This window comes from Lysobacter sp. 5GHs7-4 (assembly GCF_021284765.1).
Taxonomy (GTDB): domain Bacteria; phylum Pseudomonadota; class Gammaproteobacteria; order Xanthomonadales; family Xanthomonadaceae; genus Lysobacter.
Map to the genome: position 1 here is coordinate 868097 of NZ_CP089924.1, position 18242 is coordinate 886338.

Sequence of the window (18242 nt, forward strand, 5' to 3'; positions counted from 1 at the left end):
CGCCGCCTCGAGTGAGGAGTCGATCTGATTGGCGGCAGCGAAGTCCCATTGGCTAGAGATGGTAGGTGTGGAGCGGACGTGATCAAGATCCTATCTAACCGTGATGATGTTGCCAGGTACGTTTCGGATGTTCGCGCAGCCTCAGATGCCAATCGCAATGCGCTTGGATTTTTGCCATCTGCGGTATTTGATGACTACGCTGCAAGAGGCAAACTATTGGTTGCAGTGAGCTCTTCAGGCGCCTATGCCGGGCATCTTCTATTTGATAGGAAGTTCCCACGTGCAACAGTCCTGCAAATGTTCTGTTCTGCAGCGTCTCGTCGCAATGGGGTTGCAACTGCCCTGTTGGAAGAGCTTAAGGGAGGACTCACCAATGACGGATTTCTGTCGATAAAGGCCAGCGTTGCAGAAGATCTCACAGAGTCGAATCGCTTCTGGGAGCGTCAACGGTTCTTCATAAAGGAGCGAAAACTCGGTGGGATTACCACCGGGAGAAAGATTCTCGTAAGGATTCACGAGCTCGACACTCCACAGCTGTTCGCGAGAAGTGGCCTCACGGTGTCTGGCAGCGATTCACTAGGCCTTGGCTCAATGGCCGCAATGGTCGCTCCAATGTATCTCTTAGACCTTAATGTTGTTTTTGATGTGAGCCGTCGGAGATCTGAGCATGAAGCAGCTGCGAGGCTGCTCCATGCTTCCCACAGGGGCGAATGCCGTCTGGCAATTAGTGGCGAAATGGCTGTCGAGCTAGGTCGCGCCCGGCCTCACGCGAAGGATGACCCGATGATCGGCCTGATCGAGGCCCTTCCAAAGGTCCGGCTCCCTCAAAGAAAAGAAGCGGTAAAGATTGAACAAGACCTTGCTAGCATCATCTTTCCAGAGAAAGTCTATCCATCGGGCCTGTCCGCAAATGACCTGTCGGACATAAGGCATATTTCCACCGTTGCCTTGAATGGCTTGTCTGGATTTATCACTAGAGATGGCCGATTGCTGGCGGCTGCAAATCAAATCCGATCCAAGTTCGGAATTCTAGTCGCCCCTCCGACGGAATTTGTGACTCCAGCATGGTCTGATTCATCGGGCGAGTTTGAGGCCGGTGGTTACGGAAGATTGGAACTGCTCCCGATGCACGAACAAACCTATGAGCCGGCTAGGGAGTTACTACAGTCATGTGGATTGAGACCATCGGAAATCGTTAGCGACTGGTTGCCAGGAGACCTTGCGCAGCAATCGCAGGTGTCCTTGGTGGTACGAGACGCCGAGTCTGTAGTCGGATACGTGTCTTGGTCACGAAACGACTACAGCGCAAACAATGTGCGTATTCGAGCGGTGGTTGATGAGTCTCATCCGCAAGCTATTGGAATCGCGCAGATGACGCTTGGAAGGGCTGTTGAACTGGCCAGGCGGCCGGGCTTTACAACATTTCTGCTCGATACTCCTGCGCGTCAAGTTAGCATGCGAGAAGTTGCTCACGGAGTTGGTTACAGAGCGACCGACTTGCCCCATAGATTGGCAAAGATTTCGGCTGGTTGCGTTGTAACACCTGACTCGTGGAGCGAGTTTCATAAGCGGCTGTCCGGTGTAGGAATTCGTCTACCCGACAGTCCTCCAAGGTGGGAGGGGCATGCGCAGCTAATCGAGATCCATTGCCCAGACGGTGAGCGGCGGTTTGTGCGCCTTGATGCATTTGAAACACTGCTTTCTCCGCTGATCATGTGTGTCAGTGGTCGGCCTGCGGTGATAGTTCCGATTCAGCATAGATATGCAGTTCCGCTTCTTGGCCACTCTAAGCAGCTCTCGCTGGCGCCGAAGCTTCGCGCTGAAAGATCGCACGAACGCATCTATCTCGGAGATCCCCGTGCGCTTGGGCGGTTTGAGACTGGCGGCGTAGCGCTCTTCTATGAATCTGGAAGTGAAGGCGAGCAAGCGGTGGTTGCTGCCGCGCGAATAGTCGATTCGTATCTCATCCAGGGAGACGAGATCAGTGAAGAATCCCTGGAGAAGTCAGTTCTGACTCAGAATAATCTTCGCGAAATTGGTAAGTCGCGAGATAAGGCCGCGTGCCTTTTTGACAATATTGTTGTACTTCCGCGCCCGGTCGGCTTGTCCTTCCTTCGAGAGCTTGGGTACGGTGAGCAGAAACTCATCACAACGAATAGGGTTTCGCCAGAGCAGCTCTCGGCGATCCTGTGCAGGGGCTTTAATGGTTAGTCAGAATATTCTAATTTCGCTTGAGCCGCGCCATGCAGAAAGCATTTTGTCGGGTCGAAAGAGCTTTGAGCTAAGACGCCGCGCAATGCGAGTAGAGCCTGGCGTCGTGGTGTGGATGTACGCGAAGGTGCCAAAGGCGCAGATCGTAGGATATGCGACAGTGGCTGATTTGCATGTGGGGTCGCCGGCATCGCTGTGGCGGCGATTTAGTAAGAAGGTGGGCATTTCAAGGAAGGAGTTCTTTGAATATTTTGCTGAGTCGCCTTCGGCGTTCGCGATGGAGCTGAAGAGGACGGCTCGTTTGAAGACACCTTTATCTCTGAGCGAGTTGCGCGAAGTAGAGGCTGGATTTCAACCTCCACAGTTCTTTAAGCGACTTAGTAGTGACGCGCAAGTGTTCAGGACGATGTCTGAGCACGTATAGGAGTCCATATGGTACGGTTGTATGTCATCGGCAATGGTTTTGATCTCCACCACAGGATTCCATCGAGCTACTCGGCGTTCGGCGAGTACTTGCAGGCTGTCGACCCAGACGCCTTCGAGAACGTAGAGAAGTACCTGTATCTAGAATCTAATGATGCGGGTTCAGCGAGGAGGTTCTGGGCGAACTTCGAACAGGCACTTGCGGATTTTGGTCCCGATGACGTGATCGAAGATGCGTCCCAGTTTCTTGTGTCTTATGCGGCAGAGGACTGGTCTGATTCAGGTCACCACGACTACCAATATGAGATTGAGCGTGTAGTTACATCGCTATCGACGAACCTGAAGGCCCGATTCTCCGAATGGATAAAGACTCTGCCGATACCCGATGCGCCACCGATAAGGACGGCGTTAGCCATAGATACACGAGCGCTCTTCTTAAGCTTCAACTACACGGTGACTCTCTCTAAGGCCTACGGCGTACCGCCAGACCGAATTGTCTATATTCATGGGTGCGCAGATTCTGGCGAGAACCTAGTGCTTGGCCACGGCTGGAATCCGGTAACTAAGGATTCGCTTAATAAGAATGTAGATCCAGAATTAATAGATACTCGTGAGCTTCAAGGCAACGAAATTCTAGATGAGTACTTTGAGCTAACGTACAAGCCCGCCGAGAAAGTTATCGCAAACTGGCGTGCCTTCTTTGATGGGCTAATTGACGTAGATGAGGTTTACATCCTCGGTCACTCTATGTCTGAAGTAGACATGCCGTACCTTTTTGAACTGGCGAGAAATGTATCATCTGCCGCGACTTGGGTGGTGAGCTACTACGGGGAAGATGAAAAGTTTCTAAGAGCCGAAACAATGAAGAAACTTGGAATCCAGTCGTACGATTTGATTGAACTAAGTTCGCTGGCACTCCCGGTGCAAATCATTGATCCCAGCATGGAGGGATAGCAGGAGCCAGGATCGTCTTTCGCTGAGTGTGGTCGCATCTCGCAAAAATGTGGTCAGGTTCGTTTGCGCTCCATTGCCCCGAGCGATTGCATTGACCGTAGCGGCCTAGGCATGGGCACGGCTCTTGTGCTTCCGCTTAGCCCCGAGACACCATGCCCGAGGACGACTGCCATCGGTTCGGGCGCCCGGTTCCGCAGGCAGCCCCGTTCCTCGATCGGCGATGCATAAGGACATTGCATGAATCTCAGGCTCTTGTCCGGCGCTTTCGCGGTGGGCGCTGCTGCTCATCGCCTTCAGCCATTCGCAACCTACGCTCGTCGCGCAGGATTGGTCGATGATGGGGTGGAACTTCCAAGTCATCTCCAACGTGGCCAAGAATAGGCGTGGGAGTTGACTTTCTGGATTTTCCAGTTGTGGTCGAAATGGGTCGGGCGGCAGAGATTTTATTGGTTTCGAATCTAATGCGCGTACTTTCTGCTCAGTTCTGGGCATGGCCATTTGCGCGATTTGTTAGCTTTCGGTATCGTAAGATCAAGGTTAGTATAATGTCCTGGTAGTTACGTTTAACGTAATTACGATAATCGTAATTGACGACGATTTATTTTATTAAGATCCTTCTGTTGTGCCGCTTCGGCTTTTGTGTCGAGGCACTGTTCTGCAGGTCAACAAGAAGGAACTGGTATGAGCAAGGAATTGCCTCAAGACATAGCGGTTATTGGTTTCAATAGGTACGAAACTGCAATCCACACTGCCAACTTGTCCTCCGCGCAGTCTTATGCGCGAGCCAGAGGCCTACCGCTGGCCTACTTCTACGCGGATACGCAGGTGATGGCCGAGGCCATCGTGACGTTCTGGCTGCTCAACCAGACCGAGCAGCGCAAAGTGCTGGCGGACCTCAAGAAGCGGGTATTCACCGAGCCGAAGAAGCCCACCAAGGGCTGAGCCGGCGCGGGAAGTTGGCGTGGGGTAGGGCGGGCGGCCGAGAACCGTGGTGCTGGCGCCTCGCTAGCCCTGCGAGGTGGTAGCGGAAGGCTTCGGATACATCGGCCTGCGCTACAAACTCGCAGCCCAGCGGCCTAAACGCGGTCGCGTGCCGGTCGGGACTCGTCGCTTGCCCTCCAGCGGCGGTCGCGTGCCCGTCGGAACCGGTCGCTTGCGCTCCAAAGCCGGTCCGATCCCCGTTTGAACTCGTCGCTTGCCCGTAGAAGCCGGTCGTGTGCGGTTCCGGACCGCATCGCTGTCCAGAAAACGAGCAGCGATGCCCATACAACCCGCAGGCCTGCCCGTTTTATGGACAGAGTTGTGGATTAAATCCCCAACTTCTGTGCAAATCGACCCAAGAGGGCGATTCCAGCCGGCTAGCTAGGTTCGCAGCCCAAGCCCACCGCAATGCTTCACGCCGGCGCATAGCCGTACTCATGCACCTGGCGGGGGTCGCCATACTGCTCAGGTACCCGGATCGTTACCTGCGATCGCTGAATCACGCCGTCCACCCATGCCCAACCCTCCAGTTGCAGCGGCGCGCCTGCTTGGATCTGGTCGAGCCATTGCGAGTAGCCGTCCGGTACACCGAACAGATCCTGCATAGCTTCGACTTCGAAGTCGCCTGGAAGTGTCGAGAATTCGATCTCCATCAGTACCCACCGCAGCAGTGCTCGCAAGCGGCGTTCGGGGTCGTGTATCGCGTACGCCTCTTCCGCCGGCGGCGTCAGGCACCCCGAAAACGTCTCGCCCCCCACCACTTTGCAATACGCGACCTGATGGGTGTCGCAGGTGACGGAGCCGCCCGGCGGGCTGGGGCATCGGCAGTGGGCCTTCATGGCGTTGTCTCCACGGTGATGACGCGGTCTTTGACGGTCACGTTGAATTGGGCGGCTTCGCCGCCGAAGTAGGCGGCCACGATACGTTCGGCCACGGCGGCGGTGTCGGGCCCGTTGACCTGGGCCTCCTGCGGCAGCGGCGTCTTGAGCTGCGCCTCGCTGAGGCCGCGGTACTGCGCGGTGCATGTTTCCACGGCGGCGAGGCTGCCGATGGCTTGGCGGAAGCTCATGCCGGCTGGCAGGCCCAGGGTCACGCTGAAGCTGATGCGCACCAGCTCGTTGGCGAACTCGGTCAGCAGCAGGTGCTGCTGGGCCTGGGCATTGGCGGGCTTCGCGATGGAGCCGTGGTTGGAGCGCTGGATCACGCGGGCGTCGGGGAAGTAGCGGTCGCCTTCGTCGCGGCTGACGATGGGGCGTATCCAGGGCAGGAACCAGACGTAGGCGATGCGCTCCTCGATCAGCTCCTTGCCGCGGATCATCGGCTTGGGCTTGGCGATCAGGTTGCGGAAGTCGGTGCCCAGGGTGGTCAACCACTGGTTGTCCTCGCCTGCCTTGAGGATCTGCGCTTGCGCGTGCTTGAACAGGTTGATGACCGGGTAGAAGAAGTTCGCCCATTGTGAGCCGGCCGAGGGCGAGGCCACCAGGAACAGGCCGATGACGGTGCCGTGCTCGGCCAGTTCGCTCTGGCGCTGCACTAGCAGGCGGCGGGCGACGATGCCGCCCATGCTGTGGCACACGAACACGACGATGCGCGATTGCAGGATGCCGTGGCGCTTGAGTTCGTCCCACAGCGCGTCGGCGGCGTCGGTCACGTGGAAGCGGCCGCTGAAGGCGCGGCTGTGGTAGCTGAAAACGTAGACGCCGGCGTCGCTCAGCTCATTGGCGGCCAGGCGTGGCCAATAGGCGCCGGTCTTTTTGTTTTTCCATGCGCTGGCGCCGTCGGACATGATGCCGTGCACGTACACCACGGTCGGCGCGGCCGCATCCAACTTCGGCTTGATCCACTGGCTGTCCACCGCTCGCCCCTTCCTTGGCCCCTGAGCGGGAGTGATACGCCATTCTCCGGCGCCCGTCGATATGAGCGGTGTCGGCCGGCCCTGGGCGCAACGGCGCATGGCGCGTTGCGGCGCAGCGGTCCCATGCACGCGTTGCGATGGCCGAACGGCGGTAGGGTGCGCCAGTATGCGATTCTCGGCCGCGCGCCGACTAAGGCAATGACGGGCGATCGCTGGGGCGTAACCCGGTCAGGGGGCCGCGAGCTGCCTATGGGGGTGGCGGCCCTTACGCGACCATGGTGCCGGGTCCACGCCAATGCGCTCCGCTCGGCCGGCGCCGGTTCCCAACATGCGCAGTACCTGTGGGCCGAGGCGACCGTACCGCCCCACCGTGGTCCGCCGGAACATGGCGCCGGACGCTGGGAGGGCCCTATGACCTGGGTGGAAGTCATCGACTCGATCGCGAAGATCGGACTGGGCGCCGTCATCGGCGGCCTGTTCTCGGTCGTGGCGCTGCGCATGAACTACCACAACGAAAAAGTGAAAGAGCTGCGGGCGCGCAAGGTCAGGATGGTGGAAGAGGCGGTGGACGTGGTGGAGAAGTTCTTCAACACGCACGCGAACTTCGTCTCGCGACTGTCGTGGATGGTGGAGGACGCGTATGGATCCCCGGCACAGATCTCGCCGGCAACGCATGCGCAGCTAAAGGAGCGCGACGACTTGCTGCAGGAGAACGCGGACCGTGCGCATGTCGCGGCCTCTCGCCTCGGCCTGCTCAAGGCGAACGACAGCTACGCGAGCCTCAAGGGCGCCATCGCCGAGATCATGGACTTCAGAAACGCGATGGTGAGAAAGGCGGCCTTGCCCAGTGCAGAGGAACTCAGGGCGCATCAGGACAAAGCCACGGGGCTTAAGGCGGAGGTTCAGAAGCAGGTCGCTGAGCTGTATGCCTCGTTCTAGCGAGTAAGGGCCGGTGGTGCGCTGAGGGGCGGATGCGGTCGCCGACCGCGACGCCGCTGGATAGGACGGCCGGGCGGCCGGCCACGCGTCCGCACCCCGCGCCGCCGCCTTGCATTTCCATTTCCCCCAGCCACAAGATGCGGCAACAGCCGGCACACCGGCTGGATCGGGCCGGCGCCACGCCGCCGGCCCCAGGGGACTTCGGGGATAAGGACTTCGCATGAACGGTAAGGCCGTACTCTGCGCGCTCGTCGTGGGCGCGCTGTTGCCCATCGCCACCACTCGTTCGCAACCCACGCCGGTCGTGCAGGGCTGGTCGGTGGCGGGGTGGAACTTTCAGGCCATCTCCACCGTGGCCACCGACGTGACCAACCACGGCCACGACGCCACGGCGGTGGGCACCAACACCACGTCCTGGGGCTGGGCCAACCGCGGCGCCAGTCTGGCCACGGGCAAGTACTACACCGTGCCGTACTCGCCGGCGCTGAGTTTTGCCAGCGGCGATTTCAGTTTCGCCGCCTATGTGCGCATCGGCCCGGGCAACATCATCAACCGCACGATTTTGGACAACCGTGGCATCGACGGCGGCTACCTGTTCGCCATTTCCACCGGCCGGCGCCTGACGCTGCGGCTGGCCGGTTCGTCGCGCAAGGCGCCGTACTCGTCGTTGACCGCGATGGCGTTGGTGCCGGACCGTTGGCACCACGTCGCGGTGGCGGTGTCGCGCAGTGCGGGCACGGTGCAGTTCTACATCGACGGCAACGAGGCCGGCAGCTGGCCGTTGCAATTGGACATCGGCAGCAATACCGACGCGCCGCTGTTGATCGGCGGCAACGTCGAGGGCACCGGCTACCTCAACAGCCGTATCGACGAGGTCCACCTGTACAGCCGCGCGCTGAACCTGGACGACATCGCCACGGTGATGGCGCCGGGCATGCCGCTGTACGAGCCCAGTGGGTGGAACGGCGGCTCCATGACCATGAACAACTGCTACAACTACGCCAACAACAAACGCACCAACACCTTCGCCCAGCCCGGCCGCGCGTCGGGGCAGACCGCCGTGGGCATGAGTTGCGCCGTGGTCCATGCCGCCGCCGTGAGCGACGGCCTGGAACCCATCACCGACCCCTACGACCCCAGCTACAAGACCGTCGTGGCCCTGGTGGTCGCGCCCAACGAGGACTACCACTGGTACCGCCGCGACCGCTTCGGCACCTGGAGCCACAAGCCCGGACAGACGCCGGCCACCAACCTGGACAACTCCGGCGCGCAAATCTACGACCCCGAGTACGCCGATAGAGGCGACTACACCGATTTCTGCGGCTACTTCCGCCTGTGGTCGGACAGCGTGCAGAACCAAGGCCACGAGGAAATCCGATGAACCTGTTTCCCTCCTTCGCACCGAGGCATCCGATGAAAGCCTGGGCCGCCTGCGCATTGCTGCTGTCGCTGATCGCCGCGCCGCTGGCGTCGGCGCAGGACGCGCCCACCGCGCTGCGCGTGACCTACCTGGTCTACTCCGGTCGGCCCAATCCCACGCTCACCGTCACCGACCCCGCCACCATCCGCTCGCTGCAGTCGCAGCTGTCCAGCGCGCTGGCCACCGGCGCCGGCGTGCCATCCAAGGAGCTGCCGCCGGTGCTGGGCTACAACGGCATCCGTGTGGAAGCCGTGGGCCAGGACGGCGCGCCGCAGTACACGGTGAAAGGCCGCTTCCTGCGCTCGGAAACGCAGGCCGACGCCAAGGCGGCCGCCACGGTTGCGGCCAGTGCTTCGACGTCCGCATCGCTGGTGGAGGCGCAGTTGCTGAAGCTGGCCGAGAACCAGGGGGTGTTGAGCGCAGCTGCCTTGGCGAATGCGCGTAAGGTATCGGGGAAGTAAACAAGCGCGCCGCGTGTCAGGCCGTGCCGCGAGCGGTGCGGCTATCACGTTGCGCCAACATCAGGGGTTACCCGCCGCGGCTCGCGCGTAAGCCCCTGCGAGCGGTGCGCAAAAATTAACCCTTGCCTGGTCTTGGGCCGTACCCAACAATCGCTATTCACCGATGGGCCATCGATGCCCTCACGAACGCACGCGCTAAGGAAGGGCACGCTGTGAAGAAGGATGCTGTTCGCTACGAGACCATCGGCGATGTGTGCTCGCAGTTGCTGGGCGAGGATTGGGCGGATTTCGACGAACTCGCCAGTTGGCCGCCGTACCTGTTCGCGATCGCGGCGCTGCTGCTGAAGCGTACCGGCGGCTACACGCGCGTGCTGCGCAACTGGCAAGCGGGCACCTCGCGCAGTTGGAACGAACGGGCGAAAGACTATGCCAAGCAATGGCGTAAAGCCTGCACGGCGGCGCCCGCGGGCGGCGTCGTCAAGCTGCCCGATCCGGTCGCGCGGCGCTGGAAAGCGATCGTCTCCGCGGCTGGCATGGAGCTGCGTTTGCTGGAGCGGGACGAGCGCCTGCTGGGTCGCATCATCGAGCTTTTGGGCATCTGCGACGAGGCCTGCATCGGCATCGGCCTGCCCAGCCCGTCCAGCGGCGCGCGCGACGAGTTCCTGAGCCGCGGCCGCTTGCGGCTGCATCGCCATCACACGCTCACGCCCGGCATTCCCGCGTCAACCTTGACGGTATTGCCCAAACAACACACGCCGCGCAATGGGTTGACCCTGCGTTCGATGTCGCATCACTTGGCCTTACACATGGGCGCGGACTCGCGCGCGAAGTGGCGTGCTTTATCGCACCCCTACGGCTCGCGTCTCAACGTGGTGCTGGCGCCTTGGCCCTTGGTGGTCAAGCCGCGCCAGTTCCAGGAGGCGCAGTGCGACGGTGTGGCCTTGGCGCCCAAGTACGGATGTTTCGACTACGTGCCAGAACGCGCGGCCACTGCGTTGTTGAGGTGGACGCAGGAACTGTTGGCCGGCGCAAAAGACCTCTGCGGCCGGGTGGACGTGGTGGTGTTTCCCGAGGCGGCGTTGACACCGGAACAGTTCGAGAAAGTCAGCGCATTGATCGACGAGCGGGCGGAGGGCGCTTTGTTGGTTGCGGGCGTGCTGGAGCCTGGCGAGACGGGCTTACCGGCGAAGAACCGCGTGTGGATCCGCGCGGCAGGGCATTTGGGCGTCACGATCCGGCAGGGCAAGCACCACCGCTGGCGGCTGGATGCCGGTCAGGTGCAGATGTACGGCCTGGGCGGTGCGCTGGCCACCGATCACGACTGGTGGGAGCACATCGAAGTCGGCTCGCGCGAGATCAACTTCATGGCGATGGACGGCGACATGACGCTGTGCTGCCTTGTTTGTGAAGACCTGGCGCGGCAGGACCCCGTAGTGGAGCTGGTGCGTGCGGTCGGGCCTAATCTGGTCATCGCCCTGCTGGCCGACGCGCCGCAGCTGAGCACCCGCTGGCCCAATCGTTACGCCACCGTGCTGGCGGACGACCCGGGTTGTTCGGTGCTGACCATGACCAGCCTGGGCATGGCGCAGCTGGCTAAACCGCCGGCGGGCAAGCCCCGGTCGCGCTCGATCGCCCTGTGGAAGGACGCCTTACGGGGCGAAGCGGAGCAAATCGAGCTGCAGGACGGGGCCCTGGGGGTGGTGCTGAACCTGCGCACCCATAACCGCACCGAATGGACGGCCGATGGCCGCACCGACGACGGCGTGGCCGCTTATCCGCAATTGGTCGGCGTACACTGTGTTAAGTGACTGTTTTGCTTGCGTAAGCCTATTTACGCCCCTACATTGGCGAGTACAGGAGGTACCCCATGAGTCACCCGAAACTGAATATCGACCCCGAGCAGGCGTCGGCGCTGGCCATCCTGGCCCAGGAGTTCAGGGTGGGCGCACATCTGAGCGGGTATCCGGAGCTGACTCAGGATCTCAACGGCGACGCCTTGCAAGTGGCCAAGGTGCTGTTCCGCGAAATCCCCGAAAAGAATGCCAAGTTGGCCGTCCGTCTGGCCGCCAACGACCTGCGTCACTGGGTTGAGTCGCTCACCGCGATTCGCGTGCGTTAGGCCGTCGCCTGTGGACCGGGTTGGACGGTAGCGGGACCGCGGTCGCGCCACTACTCTTAGTCCACGCCATCGCATAGGACGCGGCATGGAACCCAAACTGAGCTACGTGTTCGCCGCCACCGCCGCGGCCCTGCTGTGCATCGCTTGCACCGCCTCGCCCGCCAAGGGCAAGTCTTCGGCCATTACTTACCCCGCCGTGCTGCAAGGCGTCTGGATCGGCGACAGCCCCGATGCCTGCAAGCAGCCCAACGCCGACGATAACGATTCGCGCATGCAGATCGGCGCGCGCAAGCTCAGTGGCTACGAGGATTGGCGCGAGCCGGTCAGCGTGACCCAGATTTCCAAGACGCCGCAGGCCTGGAAGATCGTCTCGCAGCTGCACATCAACGAAGACACCATCCGGCTGGAAGAAGTCCTGCTGCTCAGCGGCGAGGACCACGGCGCGTTGACGGTGGTCAACTACCGGCAGTCCAACACCTATTACCGCTGCCGCTGAACGCGGCCGGCCGAACTCGAAAGGAATCGCCGCCATGGCCAACGAGAACGAACAAGACCCGCAAGGCGCCGCCCCGGCCGACCCCACGCCGTACCGCGTGATCCAGAAGGGCCGCACCGCCAATATCCCGGTCACCGACTTCGAAAGTCTGGTGACCCACCACCCGGGCACCAACGCCACCGCGCGCGTGGTCAACGGCGTGGTGACGGGCGCCGAGGCCGGGCGCCAGCACGCGGTGATCGACGGCGAGATCCAGGAAATCGAAGTGCGCACCGCGCGCCGCGACTACGGGCTCAGCGAAAACCAGGTGCTGGAGAAGAAGGACTTCATTCTCGAAGACTCACGTCTGGCCAACGGCGCCGCCGGCGTGCGCAGCGTCGACGTGCCGTCGCCGCTGGCCGGTTACGTCGGCCGCGTCGACGCCGGCCAGGGCCTGGTGGACATCTACGACCGCGAGGGCGGCGAAGTCATCGCGCGCGTGCGCCACATGAGCGGCATCGCAGTCAGCGAGGGCGACACCATCCAGTACGGCCAGGCGCTGGGCACGCAGAACAACACCGCCACGCGCGCCGTGCACGTGCACATGGAAGTCGACACGCGCTATCACCAGCAGTACGAGAACTACATGGAAGACCTGACCAGCGGCCGTTTGTCGCTGGACCCGCCGCGGCGCGGGCAGGGCATCGAGCCGCGCCCGGTGGTGGACGACGGCGTGATCCGCATCGGCGAATCCGATCCGCAAGTGACGGCCGCGGCGCAGCGGCTCAACGCCGCCGGCCTCCGCGGCGCCGACGGCCAGCCGCTGGCCGAAGACGGCATGTATCGCCTGTCCATGCAGGCGGCGGTGATCAACTACCAGAACGCGCAGGGCCTGCCCGCTACCGGCAATCTGGACCCGGCGACCTTGCAGCGCCTGGTGCCGCCCACGCAGAACCAGGACGCGCCCGCGCCGAACGCGCCGGCCCCCAACGCACCCGCGCCCAACGCACCCGCGCCCAACGCGGCGCCGGTCACTCCGCAAGACACGCAGCCGGCACCGGGCAGCCGCGGTCCGGTGCACGGTTCGCTGGGCAGCAACGACCCGCTGCTGCCGCAGGCCGAAGCCGCCACCCGGCGCCTAGACGCCAGCCTGGGCCGCCAGTACGACGGCGACAGCGCCTGCATGGCCGCCAGCGCCGCCTGCCTGGCGCGCAAGCAAGGCCTGACCGGCATCGACCACATCGTGCTCAGCAGCGCCAACGCGCAAGGCGTGGCGGCCGGCCAGAACCTGATCGTGGTGCAGGGCGACCTGCAAAACCCCGGCCGCCAGTTGGCCAGCATGCGCACCGACGAAGCTGTGCGCACGCCGGTGGCCGATTCGGTGGCGCAGCTCAATCGGATGTATGAGGCGAACCAGCAGGGCGGCCCCGCGCAGGATGCGCAGGCGCAGGGGCGGCAGACGGGGCGTACGGCTTAAGCCGAGTAGTGGCGCGACATTGTCATGATGTCGCGCCGGAGCGTGGCGTTTCAGTTGCTGGCTTTGACGCCGACGCGCTTGCGCGATCGGATGGCAGCCCGATTGATGCGGTTAACCCAGGCATCCCCAACGCGCACCGCCACAGCTACGCTGTCTTCCTTGGTTATGCAGATGTAGGCCATAAAGCCTACAACTGCCCCGCAGAAGCCGTAGACCCAGCCATTGAGCGTGTACGGACCGAAACGCGCGGACACGTAGCCGCAAAAAACAGCAAACAACGCGCAAACCAGGTATGCGAGCAATAGGCCGACTCGCAATAGCTTCCTGCGTGCCATCGTAGAGTGCGATGCGCGGCGCCAGCGAACCTTACGAGTACTACCGTCGTATACCAAAAGATCCCAAAGCTCGGACAGGTCGCTCAGCGCTTGGCTGCTGTCGGGTCGCGCCAAAGCCAGTTGAATCACCGGCGACGGGAGATGCGATCCATACAGATGGCGCACCGCCACCTGCATCCACAATGCATCGCGCGGCCGGCCGTCGGACCACAATTCCAAGAATTCCCGACGATGCTGCCCCCGGCGCGTTTGCAGGCCGAACAAGCCGCGAATCGCATAGAACGCCAAGGCAGCTACCACGCCAAAGATCAGATAAGACCCGCCCCCGGCCTTGATCACTTCCTCAAGCATACGACCTCCTGTCGTGATGACTACGGCATATTCGCGCCGAACAGCGCGGCCATCAAGAGACGACAAACGGATCGCAGGCGACGCCGATGGTCTGGCAGTCGTGTGCCAAACCGTGCATGTCTTGATCCTTGTGGGCTAGCCTGCGTCAAGCCGACAATTGCAGTGTCAGCCAAGTCGCAACCGGCGGCGTGGAGCGCGCGATGAGAAAAATCAGCAGAGTCTCTGGCCCAACTTTGGCGTTGGTCCTGATGACCGTGTTTGTTGGCGGCGCAGCGACAGCGGCGGAGCCGGATTGCATTGCTACGGGCGATACCGAGGCGCGCGAAGCGTGTTACGCGAAGATGCCCGACACGCAAATCGCAGCCTGTGAGCGTGTCCGCCCCAATACCTGCCTGCCCTACAAAGAAATGCATGTCCTGTCGGCGGAGTTGGATCGCCTGAGTCGCGACATAAGGACTGCCGCTAGGAAGCGCTACGCGGCCTACTCTGCAGAAGACAGCGCGTACTTGGACGACTTGTCCGAATATCTGGATGCCTCCGATCAAACTTGGCGCGATTACCGCGATGCGGAATGTCGATTGGATCCTTTCCTGCAAGGCATGTCGCGTAACGAAGCTGCAAGCCTGGAGGAAGTCTGCCGCATGGAGTTGAGTCAGAGTAGGGCTGTGGAACTTACGAACAGGCTGGACGCGTTAAGGCAGTCATCGGATTAAGACCCTGCCGCCAAACTGGTCAGTCCTGCACGTACACGGGTGGGCGCGCAGCCGGAGAGCGCATGCGTAAAGACTAGTGCACGATACGACCCGCATCGGCCGCATCGCGCATCAACTCCGAAGGACTCTGCCCCAATACCCGCCGCAAGCACCGCGCCATATGGCTCGCATGCGAGAACCCCGCCGCCAGCGCGATATCGCCGATGCGCTGCCCGCCCTGCAGCAACAACACGCGCGCGCGTTCGACGCGTCGTTGCAACACGTACTGGTGCACCGCAACGCCGGTGGCCTGCTTGAACAGCGCTTTGAAGTGCGAGCCGCTGTAGCCGGCCACGGCGGCCAGTTCCAGCAACGACAGCGGTTCGTCCAGGTGCGCTTCGACATACTCTTGCACGCGACGCAGGCGCCAGGCGGGCAGGGCGCGGCCGCGGGTGTCGTCGTGGGGCGGCCGGCGCGATTGCAGGGTCAGCAGACGCGCGGCCAGCGCGGTCGCCAGACTGTCGGCGAACAAGCGGCCGCTGGGATAGGCGTCGTGTTCTTCGGCTTGCATCATCCAGCCGATGCGTTCGATCTGCGGGTCGCGTACGTGGATCGCTGGCGCCAGTCCGGCGCCGCGTGCGTGGGTCGATTGCGCGGTGTCCTGCCACAGCGACGGCGTCAGCCGCAGCAATAACGAGCGCGCCGGTTGCGACAGTACCCAGCGGGTGCTGCTGCCGGCCGGCACCACGCAATACTGGCCGTGCAGGCGCACGCCGCTGCGCTGATGGCCGTCCGCGCGGTAGGACACCGGCACCGGCGTGCCCAGATGCAGGCACAGCACGTGGCGCCCGTCCACGGGCGAGTCGAACACGCCCTGCGGTACCGGCGAGGTCAGCACGTCCAGCAGGGGCGCGCGGTCGGCGGCGGTGCGTGCCGACAGTGCCGTAGACGGCGGTGGGTAGCAGGCGGGGCGGTCGCTCATGGGGCGATCCTCGGCCCGGCGGACGGCGGCCGACAGTGCCGAAAATCATCCCTGCGTGCCCGGCACCGTCCGTTTGTGCGCGCCTATACGCAGGCGCGTTGCCAGGATGGACCGGTCACCCCACAGGACCGCATTCATGCAACGCCGACAGTTCATCACCCTTGCCGCTGCAAGCCTGGCCGCAGGCGTCGCCGGTGCCTACGCGCCGCAGGCCGTCGCACGCCGCCGTGGCGCGCAGGCGGCCGTTCACGCGCCGCTGGATGCCGCCGCCTACCGCGCCACCCGCCGCTATGCCGAACTGCCGTTCGGCAGGATCGCCTATGTCGAACGCGGCCACGGCCGTGCCGCGTTGTTCCTGCACGGTGCGCCGCTCAACGGCTACCAGTGGCGTGGCGCGATCGATCGCCTGTCGCCGTACCGTCGTTGCATCGCGCCGGACTTCATGGGCTTGGGGTATTCGGAAATTCCGGCCGATCAGCCGCTGGCCGCTAAGGATCAGGCGGCCATGCTGGACGCGCTGCTGGACGCGCTGAAAGTCGAACAGGTCGATATCGTCGCCAGCGACAGCGGCGGCGCGGTCGCGCAGTTGTTCCTGCTGCGCTACCCCAAGCGCGTACGCAGCCTGCTGCTGAGCAACTGCGACGTCGAACCCGACAGCCCGCCGCCCAAGATCCAGCCGGTGCTGGACATGGCGCGCGCCGGCACCCTGGCCGATGCCACCGCCGAATGGCTGACCGACCGCGCCAAGGCCCGTGCGACCTTCGGCGCCGCCGTCTTCGCCGACCCCAGCCGCTTCGCCGATGAGACCATCGACTACTACGTCGCCCCGTTGGTCGCCACGCCGCTGCGCCGCGCGCAGTATCACGCGTTCCACCTGGCGCTGACGCCCAATCCGCTGGCGGGGATCGAGGCGCAGCTCAAGCGCAGCCAGGTGCCCGTGCGTATCGTGTGGGGCGCGGCCGACGACATCTTCGATCAGGCCGACGCGGAGTACTTGGACCGAATCTTCCCGGGCTCGCGAGGCGTGCGGCGCGTGCCGAAGGGCAAGCTGTTCTTCCAGGAGGAATTCCCGGAGGTGATCGCAGAGGAGGCGCGCAGGTTATGGCGCGTGTGAGCGAAGCCGGTTGCGATCGCGGCGCGGCGTAGCGGGCGCGATGCCCCTCAGGATTCGAGCGGTGCCGGCCGCTCGGCCCGCTTCGTCGATTCCCTGGCCGGCACTCGGCGCGACCGCAGCGCGGCGCGATTGATGCGGTCGATCCAGGAGTCGCCGCGATCCACCGAGATGCGGAAGCCCTCTTCCAGCCACACGTTGCCGAACGCCACCGACGCCGACACGATCGCGAAGATGCCGAACACCCAGCCCTCGAACGTGCCCGGACCGAAATGCGCGGCGGCCACCGCGGAGGCCACGGCCACCGAGGCGCCGATGAAGTAGATCGCCAGCATCATCCGCCACACCGCCCTGCGGCGGGCGATGGTCGCGTGGCGCTTGTTGCGCCAGCGCACCATTTCGGTTTCGGGGTTGTAGTCGAACAGGTTCCACAGCTCCGACAACTGCCGCAGCGCTTCGCTCTTGTTGGGTTGCGCCAGCGCCAGATGGATCACGCGCACGGGCAGGTAGGCGCCGAACAGGTGGCGCACCGTCAGCTCCAGCCACAGGTCGTCCTGGATGCGGCTCTGGTCCCACATCTGCAGGAATTCTTTGCGGTTCTGGTTCTTGCGGTTGTGCAGACTGTTGATGCCCTTGGCCGCATACAGCACCAACAGCAGCAGCGCGACGGTGATCAGGAAGGACGTGCCCCCCGTGCCGAGTAACTCCGTCATCACGCGTCCCTGCCGATTGAACCCGGCCTATCTTTGCAGTTAGGGGGCAATAGCGAAAGAGGAGTGGCGTTGCGCGCGCTTCCGGGCGGTGTTTGGCGCTGTGGGGCGGTGGAGGTCGTGGGCCAACGGGGGGCGGAGTTGTCTGCGCTTGGGGAAATCGCGGCTTACGCCGCTCCCACAGGCGTTGCGGCGCGAATGGGGCGGGGCCCTGAACTCAGTCGCCGAACCGTAGCGAGGGCCGGTCGGCCGGTCCCTTAACCCGGCCCGGAGCAGCGCGCCAGCAGCGGCTGGAGCGCCCGCAGGGCCTCGGCCGGGCCCAGGCTTTGGAACGAAGTGGCGTCGAGTAGCTTGGTCTGCACCGGCGATTTGACCAGCGGCAGGATGTCCTCCAACTCGGCGGCGCTCGGTGGGTTTTGCGTGTCGCCCCAGCGGTTGTAGAGCGCGAACACGCGCAGGCCTTCGGGGCTGGCGTAAAAGCGTTCCATCTCCGCCCGCTCGTCCGCATTCAGCGCCTGATCGATGGCGTTCTGCATCGCAGCCTCCACCGCGGTGCCGGGAATGCGGTCGACGCAGGCGAGTTCGGCGGCCGTGGTCTCGTTGCCGCGCACCATCTTTTTCAGACCCTCGACATACGCCGAGGCCATGGCTTTGGCGGTGGCCGAGATCGGCGGGCCGTCTGCGGCGTAGGCGCACGTGCTCACAGCGATCGAAAGCAGCAGCGGCAGCGTGCGCAACATGGCGTT

18 protein-coding genes are annotated in these 18242 nt (G+C 63.1%); 12 read left to right on the forward strand and 6 right to left on the reverse strand.

Translation table 11 applies throughout. The annotated features are described in order from the left end of the window. The first annotated feature begins 78 nt into the window (after positions 1 to 78). From LVB77_RS03630 to LVB77_RS03640, 3 genes are all read left to right on the forward strand, one after another. Complete coding sequence (locus tag LVB77_RS03630) at positions 79 to 2211, forward strand: hypothetical protein (RefSeq protein WP_232908851.1); 2133 nt, start codon at positions 79 to 81, stop codon at positions 2209 to 2211. A 432-nt stretch (positions 2212 to 2643) separates the two neighbouring features. After that, the gene (locus LVB77_RS03635) at positions 2644 to 3588 is read left to right on the forward strand and encodes a bacteriophage abortive infection AbiH family protein (RefSeq protein ID WP_232908852.1); all 945 of its coding nucleotides are present in this window, start codon (positions 2644 to 2646) and stop codon (positions 3586 to 3588) included. A 681-nt stretch (positions 3589 to 4269) separates the two neighbouring features. Then, complete coding sequence (locus tag LVB77_RS03640; RefSeq protein WP_232908853.1) at positions 4270 to 4530, forward strand: XRE family transcriptional regulator; 261 nt, start codon at positions 4270 to 4272, stop codon at positions 4528 to 4530. Between the two features lie 452 nt (positions 4531 to 4982). On the opposite strand, the gene LVB77_RS03645 is transcribed toward LVB77_RS03640, so the two are convergent. After that, positions 4983 to 5408, reverse strand: coding sequence for a hypothetical protein (locus LVB77_RS03645; protein WP_232908854.1), 426 nt, complete (start codon positions 5406 to 5408; stop codon positions 4983 to 4985). Next, entirely contained in the window at positions 5405 to 6424 is a 1020-nt protein-coding gene (locus LVB77_RS03650) for an alpha/beta fold hydrolase (protein ID WP_232908855.1), read from the reverse strand. The genes LVB77_RS03645 and LVB77_RS03650 overlap by 4 nt, the downstream gene beginning before the upstream one ends. A 411-nt stretch (positions 6425 to 6835) precedes the next feature. On the opposite strand from LVB77_RS03650, the gene LVB77_RS03655 reads away from it, so the two are divergent. The 7 genes from LVB77_RS03655 (at position 6836) to LVB77_RS03685 (ending at position 13315) form a co-directional block, all read left to right on the forward strand. Continuing rightward, positions 6836 to 7363 carry a hypothetical protein gene (locus LVB77_RS03655; protein ID WP_232908856.1) on the forward strand — a complete coding sequence of 176 codons (528 nt, stop codon included), beginning with the start codon at positions 6836 to 6838 and terminating at the stop codon, positions 7361 to 7363. A gap of 220 nt (positions 7364 to 7583) precedes the next feature. After that, positions 7584 to 8744: a LamG domain-containing protein gene (locus tag LVB77_RS03660; protein ID WP_232908857.1), complete on the forward strand. Its 1161-nt coding sequence runs from the start codon at positions 7584 to 7586 to the stop codon at positions 8742 to 8744. Positions 8745 to 8776: 32 nt separating this feature from the next. Beyond that, a complete protein-coding gene (locus LVB77_RS03665) occupies positions 8777 to 9244 on the forward strand; it encodes a hypothetical protein (RefSeq protein ID WP_232908858.1) in 468 nt (155 codons plus the stop codon). Positions 9245 to 9456: 212 nt separating this feature from the next. Beyond that, complete coding sequence (locus LVB77_RS03670) at positions 9457 to 11052, forward strand: hypothetical protein (RefSeq protein ID WP_232908859.1); 1596 nt, start codon at positions 9457 to 9459, stop codon at positions 11050 to 11052. A gap of 59 nt (positions 11053 to 11111) precedes the next feature. Beyond that, positions 11112 to 11363: a hypothetical protein gene (locus LVB77_RS03675; RefSeq protein WP_232908860.1), complete on the forward strand. Its 252-nt coding sequence runs from the start codon at positions 11112 to 11114 to the stop codon at positions 11361 to 11363. Positions 11364 to 11448: 85 nt separating this feature from the next. Further along, positions 11449 to 11859, forward strand: coding sequence for a hypothetical protein (locus tag LVB77_RS03680; protein ID WP_232908861.1), 411 nt, complete (start codon positions 11449 to 11451; stop codon positions 11857 to 11859). Between the two features lie 34 nt (positions 11860 to 11893). Continuing rightward, positions 11894 to 13315 (forward strand): XVIPCD domain-containing protein, encoded by a 1422-nt coding sequence (locus tag LVB77_RS03685; RefSeq protein WP_232908862.1) that lies wholly within the window; start codon positions 11894 to 11896, stop codon positions 13313 to 13315. 50 nt (positions 13316 to 13365) lie between these two features. Here LVB77_RS03685 and LVB77_RS03690 read toward each other — a convergent pair whose 3' ends face one another. Then, on the reverse strand, positions 13366 to 14001 hold the full coding sequence (locus LVB77_RS03690; protein ID WP_232908863.1) for a hypothetical protein: 636 nt from the start codon (positions 13999 to 14001) through the stop codon (positions 13366 to 13368). A gap of 200 nt (positions 14002 to 14201) precedes the next feature. On the opposite strand from LVB77_RS03690, the gene LVB77_RS03695 reads away from it, so the two are divergent. Further along, positions 14202 to 14714 (forward strand): lysozyme inhibitor LprI family protein, encoded by a 513-nt coding sequence (locus tag LVB77_RS03695; RefSeq protein ID WP_232908864.1) that lies wholly within the window; start codon positions 14202 to 14204, stop codon positions 14712 to 14714. A gap of 73 nt (positions 14715 to 14787) precedes the next feature. On the opposite strand, the gene LVB77_RS03700 is transcribed toward LVB77_RS03695, so the two are convergent. Then, complete coding sequence (locus LVB77_RS03700; protein WP_232908865.1) at positions 14788 to 15675, reverse strand: AraC family transcriptional regulator; 888 nt, start codon at positions 15673 to 15675, stop codon at positions 14788 to 14790. Positions 15676 to 15811: 136 nt separating this feature from the next. On the opposite strand from LVB77_RS03700, the gene LVB77_RS03705 reads away from it, so the two are divergent. Next, the gene (locus LVB77_RS03705) at positions 15812 to 16789 is read left to right on the forward strand and encodes an alpha/beta hydrolase (RefSeq protein WP_232908866.1); all 978 of its coding nucleotides are present in this window, start codon (positions 15812 to 15814) and stop codon (positions 16787 to 16789) included. A 47-nt stretch (positions 16790 to 16836) separates the two neighbouring features. Here the strand turns inward: LVB77_RS03705 and LVB77_RS03710 are convergent, their stop codons facing one another. Continuing rightward, positions 16837 to 17499, reverse strand: coding sequence for a hypothetical protein (locus LVB77_RS03710; RefSeq protein WP_232908867.1), 663 nt, complete (start codon positions 17497 to 17499; stop codon positions 16837 to 16839). Positions 17500 to 17753: 254 nt separating this feature from the next. Beyond that, a complete protein-coding gene (locus tag LVB77_RS03715; RefSeq protein WP_232908868.1) occupies positions 17754 to 18236 on the reverse strand; it encodes a hypothetical protein in 483 nt (160 codons plus the stop codon). Positions 18237 to 18242: the final 6 nt, after the last annotated feature.

Bases quoted from the DNA above. Each gene is read 5' to 3' on its own strand.
- LVB77_RS03680 (WP_232908861.1), top strand. From the start codon at position 11,449: ATGGAACCCAAACTGAGCTACGTGTTCGCCGCCACCGCCGCGGCCCTG.
- LVB77_RS03705 (WP_232908866.1), top strand. From the start codon at position 15,812: ATGCAACGCCGACAGTTCATCACCCTTGCCGCTGCAAGCCTGGCCGCA.
- LVB77_RS03710 (WP_232908867.1), bottom strand. From the start codon at position 17,499: ATGACGGAGTTACTCGGCACGGGGGGCACGTCCTTCCTGATCACCGTC.
- LVB77_RS03640 (WP_232908853.1), top strand. From the start codon at position 4,270: ATGAGCAAGGAATTGCCTCAAGACATAGCGGTTATTGGTTTCAATAGG.
- LVB77_RS03675 (WP_232908860.1), top strand. From the start codon at position 11,112: ATGAGTCACCCGAAACTGAATATCGACCCCGAGCAGGCGTCGGCGCTG.
- LVB77_RS03690 (WP_232908863.1), bottom strand. From the start codon at position 14,001: ATGCTTGAGGAAGTGATCAAGGCCGGGGGCGGGTCTTATCTGATCTTT.
- LVB77_RS03700 (WP_232908865.1), bottom strand. From the start codon at position 15,675: ATGAGCGACCGCCCCGCCTGCTACCCACCGCCGTCTACGGCACTGTCG.
- LVB77_RS03660 (WP_232908857.1), top strand. From the start codon at position 7,584: ATGAACGGTAAGGCCGTACTCTGCGCGCTCGTCGTGGGCGCGCTGTTG.
- LVB77_RS03685 (WP_232908862.1), top strand. From the start codon at position 11,894: ATGGCCAACGAGAACGAACAAGACCCGCAAGGCGCCGCCCCGGCCGAC.
- LVB77_RS03695 (WP_232908864.1), top strand. From the start codon at position 14,202: ATGAGAAAAATCAGCAGAGTCTCTGGCCCAACTTTGGCGTTGGTCCTG.
- LVB77_RS03715 (WP_232908868.1), bottom strand. From the start codon at position 18,236: ATGTTGCGCACGCTGCCGCTGCTGCTTTCGATCGCTGTGAGCACGTGC.
- LVB77_RS03665 (WP_232908858.1), top strand. From the start codon at position 8,777: ATGAAAGCCTGGGCCGCCTGCGCATTGCTGCTGTCGCTGATCGCCGCG.
- LVB77_RS03655 (WP_232908856.1), top strand. From the start codon at position 6,836: ATGACCTGGGTGGAAGTCATCGACTCGATCGCGAAGATCGGACTGGGC.
- LVB77_RS03635 (WP_232908852.1), top strand. From the start codon at position 2,644: ATGGTACGGTTGTATGTCATCGGCAATGGTTTTGATCTCCACCACAGG.
- LVB77_RS03645 (WP_232908854.1), bottom strand. From the start codon at position 5,408: ATGAAGGCCCACTGCCGATGCCCCAGCCCGCCGGGCGGCTCCGTCACC.